Origin of the sequence: Pseudoalteromonas luteoviolacea, from assembly GCF_000814765.1 — a bacterium.
GTDB classification, from domain to species: domain Bacteria; phylum Pseudomonadota; class Gammaproteobacteria; order Enterobacterales; family Alteromonadaceae; genus Pseudoalteromonas; species Pseudoalteromonas luteoviolacea_H.
The window spans coordinates 495,308-515,203 of record NZ_JWIC01000010.1; the positions used below are offsets into that span (position 1 = coordinate 495,308).

A 19,896-nucleotide genomic window follows, 5' to 3' on the forward strand; every position below is an offset into this window, starting at 1 on the left:
ACTTATATCCTTGAAATTAGATAACTTTTTACTTGTTGACAGCAATTGGGAGTTCAGTCAGGAGTTTGTCGAGTTTGTTAAGTCACTCTCTCCTGACACGTCAAGCCAATTAATAATCGCTGGTGACAATACCAAGCAAATGCTCAAAATGATGTTTAAGGATCAGATCAAAGATTACAGTTACTGTGACTTTGACAATGAAATAAGCGTCTCTGAACTTGCAACTTACTTACACGAACACCATAAAATTCAAGGGGTGCTCATCTATGCGCTCGACTATAATCTAGCCGATGAAAAGCAAAAGTTTATTTTTAACTCCTTACATGCAGAGCGTTACACCATAGAGCAGTTGCCTAATGGTTATGACTACCATCGTATTAATGACCCATTTAATAACAACCATTTAACTTGCAACTCTAGTTTGGCTGCAACCAAACATGATACCTTCAGCGAATTCGTTGTTTTGAAAACTGATACGACCGACTAAACTCGCTAACATGCTGTCGGTTATCTAACGACTCTATGGACTCAGCGCAATGAAAACTTTAACATGAGCGCATATCCAATTGAGACGTTCAACACTATGCGAATTCCACATATTTACCAACCTTCAGACTTAGTCATTAATCAACCTGCGACTTTAGATGAAGATGCCGCAGGGCATATTGCACGTGTACTCAGGATGAAAGAAGGTGAACACGTCAGTCTGTTTAACGGACAAGGCGGTGAATACTTAGCTGAAATCACCGCTATCTCAAAAAAAACCGTTGAAGTAACCCCTTTCGAATTTGTCGATAAATGTGTTGAGTCACCGCTCAAAGTCCATCTTGGTCAAGGCATATCTCGTGGTGATAAAATGGACTTTACGATCCAAAAATCCGTGGAGCTTGGTGTCAGTGAGATCACACCACTATTCACAACACGATGTGGCGTGAAACTCAGCGGCGAGCGACTGGCCAAAAAACACCAGCAATGGCAAAAGATAGCGATTTCTGCCGCCGAACAATCAGGTCGAAACTACGTGCCTGTCGTTCACCCGCCTATCACGCTTGAACAATGGTTAAGTCAGCAAAGTGACGAGTTAAAGCTCACTTTACACCCAAGGGCTGATCACTCCATCAAAACTCTGCCAGTCCCAAGCCAAGGTGTACGATTTTTGGTGGGCCCTGAAGGTGGTTTTACCGATGAAGAAATGACTAACACGACAGAGCAAGGATTTATCGATATTAAAATTGGGCCTAGAGTATTGCGCACCGAAACCGCCGCCTTAACCGTTTTAAGTGCCTTACAATTACAGTTTGGTGATTTGGCCCTTTAAATCCTTTTATAAGCCCTCATATCATAGATAATTTGCAGTCAATCTTGACCGTTTGACTGCTGAGCACTTTGCTCCTACACATCGAAAATAACACATAAGGTAACGGCGATGGCAGTCAAACTTGGAATAGTCTCAGATCCAATCAGTGGTTTTAATATCAAAAAAGATACCGGTTTTGCCATGATGATGGCAGCTCAACAACGTGGATTTGAGCTCTATTACATGGAAATGGACGACCTGTATATGTACCAAGGGGAAGGTCGAGCGACAGCCGCTAAAACCCGCGTGTTTAATGATGAAAGCCACTGGTATGAGTTAGATGATAAGCAAGACATCGCGTTGAGTGAACTGGATGTGATTTTAATGCGTAAAGATCCGCCCTTTGATACCGAATATATTTACGCAACTTACATACTAGAGCGTGCCGAGCTAGCCGGCACTTTAGTTGTCAATAAACCGCAAAGCTTAAGGGATGCCAATGAAAAGCTGTTTACAGCTTGGTTTAGTGAGCACACACCTGACACATTAGTCACCAGAAGCGCAAGTCAGATCAGAGCCTTTTTAGATAAACATCAAGATATTATTTTAAAACCGCTTGACGGGATGGGTGGCGCTTCTATTTTCAGAGTGCAGCATAGCGACCCAAATATTGGGGTGATCTGTGAAACACTCACCGAACATGGCAGTCGCTTTGCAATGGCACAAAATTACATCCCTGAGATAAAACAAGGGGATAAACGCGTATTAGTCGTTGACGGCGAAGTCATTCCATACTGTTTAGCTCGTATCCCACAAGGTGGTGAAACCCGAGGTAACCTAGCCGCCGGAGGTCGAGGTGAAGCTAGACCTATTAGCGATAGCGATCGCAAAATTGCAGAGGCCGTGGCACCAACATTAAAGGAAAAAGGGTTGCTGTTTGTCGGCTTAGATATCATTGGCGATAAGCTAACCGAAATCAACGTGACCGCCCCGACTTGTGTTAAGGAAATCGAAGCTGCGTACGATATATCTATTATGGACAAGTTTTTTGATGCGATTGAAGCAAAACTCAACCATACTGAAAGTTAAATCATAGAAGGGGTCTCGCATGCAATCATTAGCTAATCACTTTCTTATCGCAATGCCCAGTTTGCAGGACCCGATGTTCAAACGCTCCGTCACCTATATCTGTGAACATAACGAGGAAGGCGCAATGGGATTGATTGTCAATCATCCCATTGATGTCACTGTGGGTGAACTTCTCGACCAGATAGAAATCGATAATGACAAAGACAGCAGCGCTGCTGATCAAACGGTTTTTGCTGGTGGACCGGTGCACACGGACAGAGGGTTTGTGTTACATACACCCAAAATTGGTTATGCATCGAGTAAAGAACTCAGTTCTGACATCATGATCACGACCTCCAAAGATGTCTTAGCGTCTTTAACCTTCCACGACAGTCCCGATGCATTTATCATTACCCTTGGGTACTCTGGCTGGGAAAAAGGCCAGCTAGAAAAAGAAATTATGGAAAACTCTTGGCTTATCATTCAAGCCGACCCGGAAATCATATTCAGTACACCTCCAGAAAAACGCTGGGAAAAAGCGGTCAGTATGTTAGGTATTGATATCGCACAGCTGAGCAATCAAGCAGGACATGCATAACAAAATGAGTAGTAAAAAGCCAAAAACCCCAAAAGGTCAGCGCACTGTAATGGGGTTTGATTTTGGTACAAAAAGCATTGGAATGGCCATAGGCCAAGAAGTAACGGGGACTGCCACCAGTTTAGGGGCGGTAAAAGCAAGGGATGGCATCCCTCACTGGCCAGATATTGAGCAACACGTTAACGAATGGAAACCTGATCTGCTCGTTGTTGGTTTGCCATTAAACATGGACGGTACTAATCAGCAAGTGACTTTTTCTGCAAAAAAGTTTGCTAATCGATTACACAATAACTATCGACTCCCTGTTGAGACGCAAGATGAACGCCTAACAACAACCGATGCCAAAGCCAGATTATTTGATCAAGGAGGCTATCGTTCATTGGCTAAAGACAATGTTGATGGTATGTCTGCTGTGATTATTTTAGAGAGCTTTTTCGAACAGATGTGGGAAACTGACTAACTCACTTTCCTTTATCATCAAATACATTGAGTTGCTTGTATTTATTCATATCTGGGAATAGTCCTGCTTGGCGATATGCCGCTTGGATTTTTCCCTGCTTTCGTAACTTTTGTAAGCCTTTTTGCAACGCTTCAAATGCCCGTTCACCATCTGGGTGTAACCTAGAAATCACAAAATGACGGCTGCTATCAAGTAGAATAACCCATTTGGGGTGTGAGACAAGATTGATATTTGCCAGTTGAAAATCATTCCCTAACACCGGCATTAAATGTATTAACATGAAATCAGCCCACTGTTTATTTACAATCTGAGCTTGAGAAGACCATGTAGGCTCATCGACTAACTCTTTTAAAGGCAATGCACTCAACGTATACCAGTCTACTGGCCAGCGGCTAGAGGAGACTGCAGTCAACTTGTTTAAGTCTTCTATAGATTGAATATTGGCAACTTGTTCATTATCTCTCGCATAATACAGACCAGCATAAAACTCACCTTTTCTTATAACCGGATCACTGACAAACAATTTGTCTGCCTTAAGTTGTGCTTCTTCATACCAATAGGTATCAAAGCTCAACAGTTGCTTACCTTGATCTAATAAGTTGGAATCTCTGAAATTGACATTGCCAGGGCGGTATCTAAACGGCTTGTCAAACCCGCCTAAAATCAAAGCTTGATGTAGCAATACCATATCAACCACATCGCGTCGCACAAACTGTCCACCGAAGTTGTCTACATCAAGGGGGGAGCGACCCGATAGCAAAGTTGTATAATTCATATATACATCATCTCTAATGTATATATCGACGTACTCGGTCTGAGCCCAGCAATCATGTGCTAGGCTCAGTTGGTAAAAAGCAAGGAAGCTAAAAAGCTTAATTTTTCTTGCTTTCCAGACCATCAATCGTGACCCCTTGCAAAAATCCAGCGCCTTTTTGCTCATTATTCTGCAATTTAATCATTAAGCGTAAATCATTCGGAGAGTCAGCGTGATGAAGCGCATCAGCATAGTTGATACGCTGTGCTTTATACAACTCAAATAAAGCTTGGTCGAACGTCTGCATCCCCATTTCCTTCGACTTTGACATTGTTTCTTTAATAGAACCTATGTCCCCTTTTTTAATTAACTCCGCAACCATAGGAGAGTTTAACAAAATCTCAATCGCAGCAACGCGCCCCTCTCCTTTAGAGGTCGGCACCAACTGCTGTGCGACAATCGCTCGAAGGTTCAGTGCCAAATCATATTTCAGCTTGTCATGCTTCTCTTTAGGCACCAAATGCATGATCCGGTCGATGGCCTGATTTGCATTGTTGGCATGTAAAGTGGCCACACACAAATGGCCTGTTTCAGCAAAACTCAGAGCATATTCCATGGTTTCCTGAGAACGGATCTCACCGATCAAAATCACATCTGGCGCCTGACGTAGCGAACTTTTCAATGCAGCTTCGAAGCTCTCAGTATCCAGCCCAACTTCACGTTGTGTAATGATGCTTTTTCGGTGCTCGTGGACAAATTCAATCGGATCTTCAATGGTCAGTATATGACCTCGCTGATTGCGGTTTCTATAACCCAGCAGCGCTGCCAGTGAAGTCGATTTACCAGTGCCCGTTCCACCCACAAACAGGACTAAGCCACGTTTAGACATAATCACATCAGTTAAGACCGAAGGCAGGCCGAGCTGATTAACATCAGGTATGTCCGTTACGATCCGTCGAATAACCATGCCCGCACAATCTCGCTGCCAAAATGCAGACACGCGGAAACGTCCAGCATCGTTTGCTACAGCAAAATTGCATTCTTTTTCAGCATGAAATTGCTGTTTCTGTGTCTCTGACATCGCAGACTCAACCATGGCCAAAGCGCCATCACTGTCCAGTATGTCTTCATCCAGTGCGCGCAGCTCACCATCAATTTTTGCACTCACTGCCAGCCCTGATGACACGAACAAGTCTGATGCTTCTTTGTCTACCATCAATTGTAAATAATCTAATAGCGCCATTATTTAAACCCCGTATTAAAACCCAGCAGCACCAAATTGATTTTTGTCATGCGCTTTTGAATGTGCATCTTGCGTGGTGATAAGACCATGGTTAACTAAATTCATCAAGCATTGATCCATTGTTTGCATACCATGTAATGCGCCAGTCTGGATAGCTGAATACATTTGGGCAATTTTATCTTCGCGGATCAAGTTTCGAATGGCAGGTACACCCAGCATAATTTCATGGGCAGCCACGCGTCCCCCGCCTACTTTTTTAATTAAAGTTTGCGAGATAACCGCCTGCAAAGATTCAGATAACATAGAACGAACCATGTCCTTCTCTTCTCCAGGAAAGACGTCAATAATACGGTCAATGGTTTTAGGGGCTGAAGTCGTATGTAACGTACCAAACACAAGGTGGCCCGTTTCGGCCGCGGTCATTGCCAGTCGTATTGTTTCTAAATCTCGCAGCTCACCGACTAAAATCACATCAGGGTCTTCACGTAATGCACTGCGCAAGGCGGCATTAAAGCTGTGTGTATCACGGTGAACTTCACGTTGGTTAATCAAGCTCAGTTGGTTTTGATGCACAAATTCAATGGGATCTTCAATGGTCAAGATATGATGATGTTTAGTACTATTAATATAATCCACCATCGCTGCCAACGTGGTCGACTTACCTGACCCAGTGGGACCGGTTACAAGTACCAAGCCGCGTTGATTTTCCGCAATTTTCTTAAAAATATCTGGTGCGCCTAACTCATCAAGCGTCAATACTTGGCTGGGGATAGTACGAAATACCGCAGCAGGTCCTCGACTGGTGTTGAACGCATTAACACGAAAACGAGCCAAATTAGGTACTTCAAACGAAAAATCCACCTCAAGGTTTTGCTCATAGTCCTTGCGCTGGTTATCATTCATAATATCGTAAATTAAACTATTTACGTCCTTCGCTTCTAAAGCGGGTATATTTATGCGACGTACGTCACCATCGACACGTATCATCGGTGAAACTTCCGACGAAAGGTGTAGATCCGACGCTTTATGTTGCACACTAAAGGCTAATAATTCAGTAATATCCATCTATGACTCCACTACGAGCAAATAATAATATGGTTACAATAGCAGAACGGCTAAATAACGCCTATGATCGCATTACAAAAGCAGAGCAAAATAGTCATATTTCTGACCCTGTTCAGCTTTTAGCTGTATCAAAAACAAAACCAATCGACTTGATCCAGCAAGCTTATGAAGCAGGTCAGCGCCAATTCGGTGAATCTTACGTCCAAGAAGCGGTCGATAAAGTGATTCACTTCAAGCAATATCGAGATATCGATTGGCATTTTATCGGCCCTATTCAGTCAAATAAATCTCGTCATATCGCTGAGCACTTTAGTTGGGTACAAAGCGTAGACCGAATCAAAATTGCCAGACGCTTAAGTGAACAAAGGCCGAACAACCTAAAACCATTGAATATCCTTATTCAAGTTAATATCAGCGGTGACGAAAAAAAGTCGGGCTGTATGCTCGAAGAGCTCACTGAACTGGCCGAGTTTATTGATGGTGCCAAACAATTAACTTTAAGAGGGTTAATGACCATCACAGCACAAACCGACGATGTCGATCAGCAACTGCAATATTTTGAGCAAATGAAAGATTGCTTTGATAAACTAAAGACCCAATATCCACATATCGATACTCTTTCAATGGGCATGAGTGGCGATCTAGAACCAGCCATTGCAGCTGGTGCCACCATGGTAAGGATTGGTACTGATATTTTTGGAAAAAGACAATAAAGGCTATAAAGATAATATGTCTAACAAAACAATTGCATTTATCGGCACTGGAAATATGAGTTATGCCATTATCGGCGGCATGCTCAACAATGGATTTAGTGCCAACAATATTATTGCTACTAACCGCAACCAAGAGAAGCTAATGAAGGTTGCAAATGACTTCAATGTTCAAACTACCAGCGATAACCTAGATGCGATCGCTCGGGCTGATGTTGTTGTATTGTCGGTTAAGCCCCAAATGATGGAAGCGCTGTGTGACACATTCAAAGCCGCGCAAATCGATTTAAGTAGTAAAGTCATTGTCTCGGTTGCAGCTGGTATTACCCTATCTCGTTTACAAGAGATGCTACAATGTAAAACCAAACTAGTTCGCTGCATGCCTAATACTCCCTCGCTAGTAGGTCTTGGCGTCTCAGGCTTGTTTAGCCATGATATTGATGAACATGAAAAAGCATTTCTTGATCAAGTTTTTAGCGCCACAGGGATCACCGCTTGGCTCACAGAAGAAAGCCAAATAAATGATATCATTGCCGTTACTGGTTCTTCTCCTGCATACTTTTTCCTGTTTATGCAAGCCATAGAAGAAAAAGCCCGTAACCTTGGATTTGATGAGCAACAAGCTCGCCTGTTAGTGCAACAAACTGCGCTTGGTGCTGCACAAATGGCCGCTTCACAACCAGAAATCAGCCTTGAACAATTGCGTGCTAATGTCACCTCAAAAGGAGGGACGACCCACGCAGCCATCGAGTCCATGAAAGACAATCAATTACCTCAGGTCGTAGCAAATGCAATGGATGCGTGTATTGCTCGCGCAGAGGAAATGGAAACACAGATTTAAGGACCTAACACATGAGTGCTATATATTTTTTAATTGAAACCCTTTTTAACCTATTTTTAATGGTCGTTTTGCTACGCTTTTGGATGCAATGGGCACAAGTTGACTTTTATAATCCGGTTAGCCAAGCCGTGGTAAAAGCAACCTCTTTTGCCGTAAACCCGTTACGTAAAGTGATCCCTGGTTTTGCAGGCATGGATATCGCCTCATTAGTACTTGCTTTTATCGTTGCAAGTGCCAAAGTTTCAGTATTAATGCTCATATTCGGTGGCTATTGGGATGCTGCTAAAGCCGCAATAGACGGTTTATTGACCCTGCTAGGAGAAGCTTTTACCCTCGTCTTTTGGATTTTAGTGATCCGCGCTTTATTAAGCTGGGTTGTTCAGGGCTATAACCCTGCCGCCGCAGTTTTCGAACAATTGACCGAACCACTTTTACGACCAGTGAGAAAGGTTATTCCTCCGTTGGGTGGGTTGGATTTATCCATCATGGTTGTGGTGCTTGGCATGATGTTTTTACAACACTTGGTCATGGATTTTATGCGTTAAGTATATGTGAGTGAGGTACTATGCGATTAGTTCTGATAGCCGTTTTTTTGATATTCAGTGCATCTTATAGCCATGCCCAAAGCACACAGTCGGGCGGCCAATTTAAGATGCTAGGTGAGTGGGAAGTGCATTATATCGCTTTTCCATCCACCTTTATCCAACCAAGTGTAGCTAAAGCTTATGGCGTTATACGTAGTGAAAACAAAGCATTGATTAATATTTCTGTCTTAGCGACTGACCAAGCGAAGACCGCGCAGCAAGTGCAAATCTCTGGCTTTGCTAAAAATTTGCTGGGGAATAAAAAGCAACTCACTTTTAAACAAATCGTTGAAGGTGACGCGATTTACTACCTCTCTCAACTTGATTATTACAATGAAGATGTTTATCGCTTTGAGTTAAATATTAAACAAGGCAATGAGCAACAGGTTCTTAAGTTTCAACAGAAGTTTTACGTAGATTAAAGATATGACAAAACAAATCGTGCTCGCCACTGGGAATAAAGGCAAAGTAAAAGAGCTTGGAAATATGCTCGAGTCGCTACAAATAGAAGTGCTACCACAAAGCCAATTTGAAGTTTCTGATGTGGAAGAAACTGGCACAACTTTTGTGGAAAACGCCATCATTAAAGCGCGACATGCGGCCAAAGAAACAGGCTTACCCGCCATCGCAGACGATTCAGGCATAGAAGTTGATGCACTCAACGGTGCACCCGGCGTGTTTTCCGCTCGTTTTGCAGGTGCCGACGCCAGTGATCAGCAGAATATCGATAAATTATTGGTTAGTCTTGAAAATGAAGCAAATCGTACAGCCCGTTTTTGGTGCGTACTGGTCTATATGCGACATGAAAACGACCCCACACCAGTGATTTGTCAAGCCAGCTGGGAAGGTACCATTGCTGTGACACAACATGGAGACGGTGGTTTTGGATATGATCCAGTATTTTGGATTGAAAGCCTGCAAAAAATGGCAGCAGAGCTCACTAAGGAAGAAAAAAATGCGATCAGTCATAGAGGGAAAGCACTGCAACAATTAATGACCCACTTTAAGAGTACCCTGTGAATCTCCCTCCATTAAGCTTATATGTGCACGTACCTTGGTGCGTGCAAAAATGTCCCTATTGCGATTTTAATAGCCACAGCCAAAAAGGTACGATCCCAGAACAAGAGTATATTGGCCACTTATTAGATGATCTCAAAGCAGATTTACACTTAATACAAGGCCGAAAACTTCACAGTATATTCGTAGGAGGTGGCACTCCAAGCTTACTCTCTGGTGATGCCTATGTTTATTTATTAGAACAAATAGAAGCCCTTATCGGCTTTGAAGATGGCATTGAAATCACCCTAGAAGCCAACCCTGGAACTGTAGAAAGCGACCGGTTTAAGCACTATGTTGAAGCCGGTATTAATCGGATCTCCATCGGCGTGCAAAGTCTGCAAAGTGACAAGCTCAAAGCGCTTGGCCGTATTCATGGTGAAGATGAAGCCTTAAATGCTGCAGCAGAGGCACATGACGCAGGTTTAAATAGCTTTAATATGGATCTGATGCATGGACTGCCCAATCAGTCGTTAGAGGATGCCTTAAGTGATTTGCAAAAAGTCATCGAGCTCAACCCTCCGCATATATCTTGGTACCAACTGACCATAGAGCCCAATACGCAATTTGCTTCAAAGCCACCTAAATTGCCAGAAGATGAAACCTTATGGGCAATACAAGAAGCAGGACAAACTTTATTGGCAGAACATGGCTATCAACAATATGAGATTTCAGGTTATGCCAAACCTGGTTATCGCTGCAAACACAATTTAAATTATTGGCGGTTCGGTGATTACCTAGGTATCGGATGTGGTGCACATGGAAAAATTACCCTACCAGAAAAAAACGAAATATTGCGTACAGTCAAAGTCAAACATCCGCGTGGGTATATGGATCTGACCAAACCCTATCTGTATGACAGTTGGAAAGTGGCACCAGAAGACAGGCCTTTCGAGTTTTTTATGAATACATTTCGCCTATTAGAGCCCACATCAAGAGCAAACTTTAAGGCATTCACAGGGTTGCAAGAATCGGATATACAAGCACCACTGCAAAAAGCGATTGCGCTAGGCTTGATAGAAGAGCGACCTGCTTCATGGTTTGTAACAATTAAAGGCCACAGATATTTAAACGACCTGTTAGAATTATTTGTCTAGTGTCAGGCATCAACAGCGAGAGTATTGCGCCACAAGCCAACACAATGCGCACATGTTCTAGCAGTAGCTCGCTGCATAACATATAATAGCCTACACTGAGAATGTATCTCAAATAGGCTAAATAAAGTCTATGAATATAAAAGAAAAAGGGTAAAACATGCGTAAACTTACCATCATCGCTGCTGCAATATCAGCAACGTTATTGGCAGGCTGCCAGCAAACAGCTGAGCAACCTAAACCAGTTTCTCCTGTGCAACAAGTTGTTCAAAGTGAAGTAGAAAAAGCAAATGCTCTGTTTGAAGAGTCATTCAATCGCAGTGTTATGCGTAGCCCTATCTACCAAACATACCTCGGTATTAAAACAGACTATGACAAATGGGACGATGGCTCTGAAGCACGTCAATTAGAAGATCTTGAACTCACTAAGCAAGATCTTGCCGCGATTAATGCCATTGATCGAAGCAAGTTAGACCTGCAAACTCAAGTAAGTTACGACCTGTTTAAACAAGGTTTAGAAGAAGAAATCGAAGACTTTAAATGGCGCCGTTATTCTTACCCTGTGAATCAAATGTTCGGAACACATTCGATGATCCCAGCATTTTTGATTAACCAACACCAGATTTCTGACGTCAAAGATGCGCAAGCCTATATTTCTCGTCTCAATGGCGTAACGAACGTTTTTGATCAACTCGTTGAAGACTTAGAAAAACGTGCAGAAGCAGGTATTATTGCTCCTAAATTTGTTTTCCCTCATGTTATTGAGTCCAGCAAAAACATCATCAAAGGCGCGCCATTCTCAGCAGGTGATGATTCTACACTTTTAGCTGATTTTAAGAGAAAAGTTGCAAAACTTGAGATCGCTCAAAGCGAAAAAGATGCATTAATTACCCAAGCAAACAACGCTTTAACCTCTGCTGTTAAACCATCATATAGTAAATTGATCAGCTATTTGAATAAGCTTGAAAAGCGTGCTGACAATAGAGATGGTGTTTGGAAGTTCCCTGATGGTGAAAAGTTCTTCAATGTTGCACTTGAGCGTACTACAACTACAAAACTTTCTGCTGCCGAGATCCACAAAATTGGCTTAGAGGAAGTTGCGCGTATTCATGATGAAATGCGAGAAATCAAAGAAAAAGTTGGTTTCAAAGGCGACCTAAAAGCATTCATGGCATTCATGAGAACAGATAAGCAATTTTACCTGCCAAATACCGAAGAAGGTAAAGCAAAGTATCTTGCCGATGCCACTGCAATGATCGACAACATGAAATCTCGTCTTGACGAGCTATTCATTGTTAAACCAAAAGCAGACATGATTGTCAAACGTGTAGAAGCATTCCGTGAAAAGGCGGCAGGTAAAGCATTCTATCAGCAACCAACACCTGATGGCTCTCGTCCAGGTATTTACTACGCAAACCTGTATGATATGGAAGCGATGCCAACGTATCAGATGGAAGCGTTGGCTTACCACGAAGGTGTACCAGGTCACCACATGCAGATTGCTATTGCACAAGAACTTGAGAACATGCCTAAATTCCGTAAGTTTGGCCGCTATACCGCTTACACAGAAGGTTGGGGACTCTATTCTGAATTAGTACCAAAGGAAATGGGCTTATACGAAGACCCTTATTCTGACTTTGGTCGTCTAGCTATGGAGCTATGGCGTGCATGTCGTTTAGTTGTTGATACAGGTATTCACGCAATGAAGTGGACGCGCCAAGAAGGTATTGATTACTATGTCAACAACACACCAAACGCTAAGTCTGATGCTGTTAAAATGGTTGAAAGACACATCGTTATGCCAAGCCAGGCGACAGCATACAAAATCGGTATGATCAAAATTGTAGAGCTTCGTGAAGCCGCGAAAAAAGAACTAGGAGATAAGTTCGATATCCGCGAATTCCACGATGTTGTACTTAAGAATGGACCTGTTCCACTTAATGTACTTGAGCAATTTGTTGACCAATGGGTTGCGAGCAAACAAAGCTAATTTTCTTCCAATTGAAAAGATGTATTAGCCAAAATAATATGTAAGCAAGCCCCGCCGTGTGCGGGGCTTTGTATTTTTACTTCCCCATTTAACTTTTGTGTGACCAAGTTATAGATAATACTTAGCCCTAGGCCAATCCCCCCCTTATTGCGTTGAGTCGTGATGAATGGCTCAAAAATAATGGGCAGTAGCTCTTTGTCGATACCTTTTCCATCGTCTTTCACATATAGATGGATATAGTCATTCACTACCAAAGCCGATATAACAATATTGAGTACTCGACCCTCTTGCTTCGCATGCTGAATACAGTTGCCAATGCTATAGGTGATGATTTGCACAAACACATTTGGAAAACTTGTCAGCATCAATTGCTCTGGGATCTCAACCTCCAATTGATAGTCAGGTTTACTCAACTCGTGCTGATAACAGTCCAGTACGCCACTTACCAAAGCTTTCAGATTAAACTCTTGAATTTCATCATACTCTTGCTGTACTGATACTTTTTTAAAGTCATCGATCAGCGACGCGGTTCTCAGTAAATTATTCTCTAATAAAGACAGTGCTGATTCTGCCTCTGCAATGAGATTGGTTAATGTTTGTTTTTGCAGCTGCCCTGATTCCAGATCTTTTTTCAGCACTTCAACTTGCTCTTTAAGGTGAGATTGACTGGTAATTGCAACCCCTAATGGCGTATTAAGCTCGTGCGCGAAACCACTGACCATATTGCCTAAGCTGGCCATCTTGGCTTCTTCAATCAGCCTTTGTTGAGCCGCAGTTAGGCGCTCTAACAAGGTCTCAATAAACGCCAATAAACTGTCCAGATGATGGGCTATCTGGGCTATCTCATCTTCACCATTAATATTCACACGGATCGAAAAGTCTTCGTGTTGTGCAACATTTTTAAGTACTCGACTGATAGAAATTATATGCTCAGAAATGCGCGTATTGAGCACAAACAGTAACAACAAACTAAAACAGCTGATGGAGACGATGATCACTAAGCAAGTTAAAATCAAGTTTTGTTTTTCTGTCAGGTCTTCATTAAAAAGCTGTTTTGATACGACTTCAAAATGACCTCTAATTGAAAGCTTTAATTGGTGCAATTCAGCCCGCACCCCTTGGCTGTGATCTAACCCCTGCTTTTGAAGCACGCTAATATAAGTCTTAAAGCCTTGCTGATATTGATTAAGTATGGACATCAATTCTTGCGCTTTATCGGGGAACTGTGAGGTTATAAGCTGTTCTGTGCGTACTAATAGGTCTTGGTGCATAAGTAAATAATTAGGATCAAGCCGGAGTAAAAAGTCTTTTTCTCGGCGACGCAGCTCCAGTAAGAGTATTTCAAGCTGAGGGTGTGATGTTTGCTTGGCAATATCTTGCAAAGCATGAGCTTGTCGCCTAAAGTTGCCATAAACGCCCTCTTCCTTGTCATAGCCCAATAAGGCTTGCATCGACGCCAGCTGCTCATACTTGAGCGTAAAACGCTTGACCTCTTCATCGAGCTTGAATAACTGATCTAAGTCTCGTTGCTGTGCAACCAACATATTTAATAACAGGCTATAGCTTTCTCGATATGAAAACCTATCATCCTCAATTGATGCCAAACTATCGCGCTGACGCTCTATCAAAAAGCGTTCTTCTTGGTCCAGTAGACGTTGAATTTGAGTTTGGAGTTGAAATAGATGGTCGTTTAGCGCTCTGGTTTGTTGCAACTGAACATATAAGAACCAACTGGCAATCATTATCACAATTGCAGAACCCACAGCCGCTGTTTTAAAAAGTAGAAGTGATTGCTTTAGCTGCACAAATTTACCCATATTGTATTTTGCCCCAACTTTAGTTTAGTCGAAGAAAATTAATATGGTATTTCTTAAACTAAGTGGGCAAATCTAACGCTCATTATGAGTAATATGAGATGACAGTCTTTTTATGAACTATTTTATGCCAACACTTGTCATCATCTTTATTACTTCAATATGCGAGACCAAAAATGGAAATTTTCATAGCCTTATTCATATTACTGCTGCTAATACTGCCTGCTGTCATTTACATAACTTATGTCCAACTTTCCACTCGAAATAAAGTCCGTCTTGCAGACTCAATTATTTATATGATTAAGCACGATGAGCCAGTGAAAATAGAGATGGAAATCTTAGAAGGACTGAAACTTTCCCCAAAAGAGAAAAGCTACCTGCTGAGCGTATACAAAGCACCTATAAAAAGCACACAAGTAAACTAAGAAATTAGACTAAGTAGCTGAACTATCGCGACATAAAGTTCGTTTGGAAGGCTATGAGACTCAAGAATAAATAATCTTTTAGAAATAAAAAAGCCTCAGAATTCTCTGAGGCTATAAAAAGTGGTACCAGTGGGCGGACTTGAACCGCCACGCCCGAAGGCAACGGATTTTGAATCCGTCATGTCTACCAATTCCATCACACTGGCATCATTTTTCTTTAATCTTCTAACTTTGAGAAGATAAAGAAAAACCACTTTGAGCTTAGGCTTTGTTTATTTGCCTTCGTCTCTATGCCCTGCATTATACAAATATGTGACAGCCCCGCAAGCAGTTTTTTTAATAAATATGTTCAAGTGCTGAGTATTTGACCAAAATCATAAAATATCGAGGTTTAATAAATTTGGGCCTATATTATGTGTAGAATATTGCTATACAGGTTTATATAGGTTTTTAAATGTCTACATTTCCCCGAGCAGGGTTTATTCGAAGGGTTGCATCCTTAATATATGATGCGCTCGTTGTTATTGCTTTTGCGATGCTTACCACTATTGCATTTTTAGGAGTCGTTCAAGGTATGTTGTCTTTGGGCTGGTATTCCTTAGGTGGCCATGAAGATGTTTCTGCACTCATTCAAGCCACTCCTGCCTTGTATTACAGCCGTTCAGCACTACTAATACTTGTCGCTGTTTTGTTCTTCGCGTATTTCTGGACTAAAAGTGGTCAAACTATTGGGATGAGAGCATGGCGACTAAAAGTGCAAAATACAGATGGCACACTACTCTCTTGGCCTCAAGCAATTTTGAGAAGCTTAGCTGCATTATTAGGCGTAGGCAATTTGCTCGTATTAATTGACGTGAAGCAAAAACGCGCATTACAAGATTTAGTATGTCAGACAGAAGTTTTGATATTAACCAAAGAAGAAAATAAAAAAGTATACGATAGCCTCGACTAGGTATTAACCATAAAAAAGGCGCTCATCGCGCCTTTTTTATTGCCTTCTTTGCAAAAAGTACATTGCAACCAATGTAAACATTATACTGGGCATCACCGCGCCAATGAATGGGTGGATTTGATAAACCATGACAATGGGCCCAAACACTTCATTACTCAAATGGAAGGTTAAACCGGTTACTACCCCCATGATGATCCTTGCCCCCATACTCACAGATCGCAACGGGCCAAAAATAAATGACAGTGCCACTAACAGCATAACCGCAATCGTTACCGGCTGGATCACCTTACGCCATAGCGCTAGTTCATAGTTACTCGTATCCTGTTCATTCTGCTCTAAATAGTTTAGATAAGACAGCAACCCACTAAAAGATAAAGATTCTGGCTCAAATGAAGCGACGCCTAATCGGTCAATTGTAAGCTGCGAACTATAAAGTTTACTTTGGGCATAATATGTACTGACCTGTTGGTCTGTGATCTGCACTTCTTCAACAGCCTTTAGCATCCACCCCTCATCTGAGGTTACAGCCGACTGTGCTCTGGTGATTTTTTCTAAACTCAAATCATCGGCGAAGTGGTAAATATTAATATCTGTTAGTTCTCCTGACTTCTCTACATTTGCAATATTAATGAAGTTATTACCATCTTTAGCCCACAGCCCTTTTTGAGCATCGTACACCTCTCCACCATAAATAGCTTGGTTTCTTAGCTGCTTTGCAGTGCGCTCAGCTTCAGGCGCGCCCCATTCGCCTAAAATCATCATACATATTGCCAACACGATGGCCGTCTTCATCACTGAGCCAATGATTTGCAACCGCGACATACCAGCAGCTTGCATGACCACCAGCTCACTGCTTGAAGCCAACACCCCCAAGCCCGTTAAACCACCTATCAACGCCGCCATAGGAAAAAATACAACAATGTCACTCGGCACGCTATAAAGTGTAAAAAGCAGTGCATCGGAAACTTCATAAGAGCCTCGGCCAACAGAACGAAGCTGCTCTATAAATTTAATTAAGGTATTAATGCCTACAAATACCAACAAAGCAAAGCTCGTAGTTTGTAAAATACTTCGACCTAAATACCAATCAAGCATCTTCATCATGCGACAGCCTCCCTCTTTTTCCAAATAGACCTGAGCCATACGCCAAAAGGCCGGCCTTTAACAATGAGGTATGCACCAATAAATAGGACCGATAGATGGATCCACCACAAGCCGAGAGAGGGTGGAATTTTACCCTCTGCAACTAAATATTTTCCGGCATTGAGTAAAATAAAGTAACCTAAATAAATACCAATAGCCGGTACCAATTTAGCAAACTTGCCCTGCCTTGGGTTAACAACACTCAAAGGCACAGCCAATAGTGTCAAGAGGATAATGGAAATTGGTGTCGCTATACGCAGCTGAAATTGTGCTGCTGCCTCTGGTGTATTTAACTCCAGCAGTCGACTCGATGGTAAATCTTCTAACTCTCGCCTTCTTCGCTCAATTTCTTGCTCTTGGATCTGCACCTGATAACTGCCAAATTCGGTCTTGTTTAACGCTTGACTAAACCCATCAGTTTCGTAGCGCTTGCCATCTTTCAAGATCAGTTGCTGCTCTCCTGATTCACCTTCTGCCACTTCTCCCTGCTGGGCATACACGATGCGAGCAGCATTGTTAGATTCTTTTTCAGGTAGCTGCGCAACAAACACCTTATTTAATACAGAACCTTGATCACTGGTATTGTGGATAAACACCACTGCTTTTTCATTACCGGTTTGTTGAAATCGACCAGCACGCAACTGCGTCAAACCCGACTCTGCGTTTGCTTGTTCGCGTAATTGATTTTGTTTTTCGCCAGCCCACGGGGCGACATACAAACTCACTGTAGCTGCAATTAACGCAACAAAGAAACTTGAAATGAGTGTTACCCGAACCACATACCACTCACTTACGCCACATGCCTTCAATACTGTCATTTCACTGTCAGCATAAATCCGGCTGTAAGCCAGTATAATGCCTAAAAAAACACTTAGCGGTAGGATATATACGGCTAATTTAGGTAAATTAAGCGCTAAAAATGACAATACGAGTTTTCCTGGAATTCCTCCGCCGGAAGCTTCGGCTAAGATTTTGACAAATTTTTGGGAGAGAAAAATCGTCATTAGAGTAAGGAAAACGGCGACCTGCGATTTTAAAACTTCAGCAGTCAAATATCGAAAAATTAGCAATGTTCGCCCCTATAAAACGTCTCATTTCACTGGAATAGTAGGAAATTTTGAGTAAACTGGTTATTTTAGTCACTTTATTATATGCCATCAAAATCAAATATCCTACTAGTGCGGCAGCACTAAAGTAACTTAGTTAACTTGATGTAGGGTGGCATTTAAAGTTTGAAATGGCATAACTTAGACTTAGGAGTCGCAATGGAATTCAGCGTTAAAAGTGGTAGTCCAGAAAAGCAACGCAGTGCTTGTATTGTTGTTGGGGTGTATGAACCACGTCGTTTATCGCCGGTTGGTGAGCAGCTGGATAAAATCAGCGAAGGCTATATTTCCAATTTATTGCGTCGTGGCGACCTAGAGGGTAAGCCAGGACAAGTACTGTTATTACACCATGTACCCAATGTATTGAGTGAACGTGTTTTATTAGTTGGTTGTGGTAAAGAGCGAGAGCTTGATGACAAACAGTACAAGCAAATTATCTCAAAAACCATTAACACGTTAAATGAAACAGGCTCTATGGAAGCGGTCTGTTTCTTAACTGAGCAGCATGTGAAAGGCCGTGACACTTACTGGAAAGTAAGGCAAGCTGTTGAAACAACACAAGATTGCTTATATACATTTAACCAACTTAAAAGTAAAAAGAGTGAAGCTAGACGTCCACTACGCAAAATTGTCTTCAATGTCCCAACTCGTAGAGAGCTGACTATTGGTGAAAATGCTATTGAGCATGGTTTAGCAATTGCAGCGGGTGCGAAACTCTGCAAAGACGTTGCAAATATGCCACCTAATATTTGTAACCCTCGCTATCTTGGCGAGCAAGCTGAGCTACTAGCTAAAGAGTTTGATAACGTCACTGTAAACCTAGTTGGTGAGAAAGAGATGGAAGAACTTGGCATGCACTCTTATCTTGCTGTTGGTCGCGGCAGTGAAAATGAGTCTGTGATGTCAGTGATCCACTATAACGGCGCATCGGAAAAACAAGCCCCTATCGTGTTTGTTGGTAAAGGCCTCACTTTTGACTCAGGTGGTATTTCACTTAAGCCAGGTGAAGGCATGGATGAGATGAAGTACGATATGGGCGGCGCCGCTGGCGTACTTGGTTTAATGCGTGCCGTTGTCGAAATGCAGCTACCACTTAACGTCATTGGCGTATTAGCAGGCTGTGAAAATATGCCAAGTAGTCGTGCATATCGCCCAGGTGATATCCTTACAACTATGTCAGGACAAACCGTTGAAGTACTCAATACCGATGCGGAAGGTCGACTAGTACTGTGTGATGCTTTAACTTATGTCGAAGCATTTGAACCAGAAACCGTTGTAGATGTTGCCACCTTAACAGGTGCCTGTATTATCGCACTCGGTCACCATGCTTCTGGTTTATTATCAAACCATAACCCGCTTGCACACGACTTGCTTAAAGCGTCTGAGCAAAGTGGTGACAGAGCTTGGCAACTGCCGCTTTGGGATGATTACCAAGAGCAGCTGAAAAGCCCGTTTGCTGACTTTACCAATTTAGGGGGCCGCCCAGCAGGCACTATTACGGCCGCATGTTTCTTATCTAAATTTACGAAGAAGTATAATTGGGCACATATTGATGTTGCAGGTACGGCTTGGCGCAGTGGTGCCAATAAAGGCGCAACCGGACGCCCAGTACCAATGTTGATGCAATATCTGCTTAATCGTGCAAACATTACTGAAGGTTTGCAAGATTAAACATCAGCTAAACATAGATGGATTT

The 19,896-nt window shown here is 42.3% G+C and carries 20 protein-coding genes and 1 tRNA gene; 14 read left to right on the plus strand and 7 right to left on the minus strand.

Going from position 1 to position 19,896, the window contains the following annotated elements:
- Positions 1–4: 4 nt before the first annotated feature.
- From JF50_RS23700 to ruvX, 5 genes are all read left to right on the plus strand, one after another.
- Positions 5–487: a hypothetical protein gene (locus JF50_RS23700; RefSeq protein ID WP_039611760.1), complete on the plus strand. Its 483-nt coding sequence runs from the start codon at positions 5–7 to the stop codon at positions 485–487.
- A gap of 96 nt (positions 488–583) precedes the next feature.
- Entirely contained in the window at positions 584–1,318 is a 735-nt protein-coding gene (gene rsmE / locus JF50_RS23705) for a 16S rRNA (uracil(1498)-N(3))-methyltransferase (protein WP_039612167.1), read from the plus strand.
- A gap of 108 nt (positions 1,319–1,426) precedes the next feature.
- Complete coding sequence (gene gshB, locus JF50_RS23710) at positions 1,427–2,386, plus strand: glutathione synthase (RefSeq protein ID WP_039611761.1); 960 nt, start codon at positions 1,427–1,429, stop codon at positions 2,384–2,386.
- A gap of 19 nt (positions 2,387–2,405) precedes the next feature.
- Complete coding sequence (locus tag JF50_RS23715) at positions 2,406–2,963, plus strand: YqgE/AlgH family protein (protein ID WP_039611762.1); 558 nt, start codon at positions 2,406–2,408, stop codon at positions 2,961–2,963.
- A 4-nt stretch (positions 2,964–2,967) separates the two neighbouring features.
- Entirely contained in the window at positions 2,968–3,423 is a 456-nt protein-coding gene (gene ruvX, locus JF50_RS23720; protein ID WP_039612168.1) for a Holliday junction resolvase RuvX, read from the plus strand.
- Between the two features lies 1 nt (position 3,424).
- On the opposite strand, the gene JF50_RS23725 is transcribed toward ruvX, so the two are convergent.
- The 3 genes from JF50_RS23725 to JF50_RS23735 form a co-directional block, all read right to left on the minus strand.
- On the minus strand, positions 3,425–4,198 hold the full coding sequence (locus JF50_RS23725; RefSeq protein WP_235423506.1) for a hypothetical protein: 774 nt from the start codon (positions 4,196–4,198) through the stop codon (positions 3,425–3,427).
- 97 nt (positions 4,199–4,295) lie between these two features.
- Entirely contained in the window at positions 4,296–5,420 is a 1,125-nt protein-coding gene (locus JF50_RS23730) for a PilT/PilU family type 4a pilus ATPase (RefSeq protein WP_039611764.1), read from the minus strand.
- 15 nt (positions 5,421–5,435) lie between these two features.
- Entirely contained in the window at positions 5,436–6,485 is a 1,050-nt protein-coding gene (locus JF50_RS23735) for a type IV pilus twitching motility protein PilT (protein ID WP_039611765.1), read from the minus strand.
- Between the two features lie 2 nt (positions 6,486–6,487).
- On the opposite strand from JF50_RS23735, the gene JF50_RS23740 reads away from it, so the two are divergent.
- The 7 genes from JF50_RS23740 (at position 6,488) to JF50_RS23770 (ending at position 12,760) form a co-directional block, all read left to right on the plus strand.
- Positions 6,488–7,198 (plus strand): YggS family pyridoxal phosphate-dependent enzyme, encoded by a 711-nt coding sequence (locus JF50_RS23740; protein WP_039611766.1) that lies wholly within the window; start codon positions 6,488–6,490, stop codon positions 7,196–7,198.
- Positions 7,199–7,214: 16 nt separating this feature from the next.
- On the plus strand, positions 7,215–8,036 hold the full coding sequence (proC, locus tag JF50_RS23745; RefSeq protein ID WP_039612169.1) for a pyrroline-5-carboxylate reductase: 822 nt from the start codon (positions 7,215–7,217) through the stop codon (positions 8,034–8,036).
- Between the two features lie 11 nt (positions 8,037–8,047).
- Positions 8,048–8,581 carry a YggT family protein gene (locus tag JF50_RS23750; RefSeq protein WP_039611767.1) on the plus strand — a complete coding sequence of 178 codons (534 nt, stop codon included), beginning with the start codon at positions 8,048–8,050 and terminating at the stop codon, positions 8,579–8,581.
- Between the two features lie 20 nt (positions 8,582–8,601).
- Positions 8,602–9,042, plus strand: a complete 441-nt coding sequence (locus tag JF50_RS23755; RefSeq protein ID WP_039611768.1) for a DUF4426 domain-containing protein — start codon at positions 8,602–8,604, stop codon at positions 9,040–9,042.
- Positions 9,043–9,046: 4 nt separating this feature from the next.
- The gene (locus JF50_RS23760) at positions 9,047–9,640 is read left to right on the plus strand and encodes an XTP/dITP diphosphatase (protein ID WP_039611769.1); all 594 of its coding nucleotides are present in this window, start codon (positions 9,047–9,049) and stop codon (positions 9,638–9,640) included.
- Positions 9,637–10,773, plus strand: coding sequence for a radical SAM family heme chaperone HemW (hemW, locus tag JF50_RS23765; RefSeq protein ID WP_039611770.1), 1,137 nt, complete (start codon positions 9,637–9,639; stop codon positions 10,771–10,773). The genes JF50_RS23760 and hemW overlap by 4 nt, the downstream gene beginning before the upstream one ends.
- A gap of 157 nt (positions 10,774–10,930) precedes the next feature.
- Positions 10,931–12,760 (plus strand): DUF885 domain-containing protein, encoded by a 1,830-nt coding sequence (locus JF50_RS23770; RefSeq protein ID WP_039611771.1) that lies wholly within the window; start codon positions 10,931–10,933, stop codon positions 12,758–12,760.
- Here the strand turns inward: JF50_RS23770 and JF50_RS23775 are convergent.
- Positions 12,757–14,577 (minus strand): sensor histidine kinase, encoded by a 1,821-nt coding sequence (locus JF50_RS23775; protein WP_235423507.1) that lies wholly within the window; start codon positions 14,575–14,577, stop codon positions 12,757–12,759. The genes JF50_RS23770 and JF50_RS23775 overlap by 4 nt on opposite strands.
- Positions 14,578–15,120: 543 nt before the next feature.
- Positions 15,121–15,205, minus strand: a tRNA-Leu gene (locus tag JF50_RS23785).
- Positions 15,206–15,453: 248 nt separating this feature from the next.
- On the opposite strand from JF50_RS23785, the gene JF50_RS23790 reads away from it, so the two are divergent.
- The gene (locus JF50_RS23790) at positions 15,454–15,951 is read left to right on the plus strand and encodes an RDD family protein (protein WP_039611773.1); all 498 of its coding nucleotides are present in this window, start codon (positions 15,454–15,456) and stop codon (positions 15,949–15,951) included.
- A 36-nt stretch (positions 15,952–15,987) separates the two neighbouring features.
- Here the strand turns inward: JF50_RS23790 and lptG are convergent, their stop codons facing one another.
- Together lptG and lptF are read right to left on the minus strand one after the other, a co-directional pair.
- Positions 15,988–17,055, minus strand: coding sequence for an LPS export ABC transporter permease LptG (gene lptG, locus JF50_RS23795; protein ID WP_039611774.1), 1,068 nt, complete (start codon positions 17,053–17,055; stop codon positions 15,988–15,990).
- Positions 17,052–18,164 (minus strand): LPS export ABC transporter permease LptF, encoded by a 1,113-nt coding sequence (gene lptF, locus JF50_RS23800; RefSeq protein WP_039611775.1) that lies wholly within the window; start codon positions 18,162–18,164, stop codon positions 17,052–17,054. Before lptF ends, lptG begins: the two co-directional genes overlap by 4 nt.
- Before the next feature lie 195 nt (positions 18,165–18,359).
- Between lptF and pepA the strand changes: the two genes are divergently transcribed.
- Positions 18,360–19,871 carry a leucyl aminopeptidase gene (gene pepA, locus JF50_RS23805; RefSeq protein WP_039611776.1) on the plus strand — a complete coding sequence of 504 codons (1,512 nt, stop codon included), beginning with the start codon at positions 18,360–18,362 and terminating at the stop codon, positions 19,869–19,871.
- The last annotated feature ends 25 nt before the right edge of the window (positions 19,872–19,896 follow it).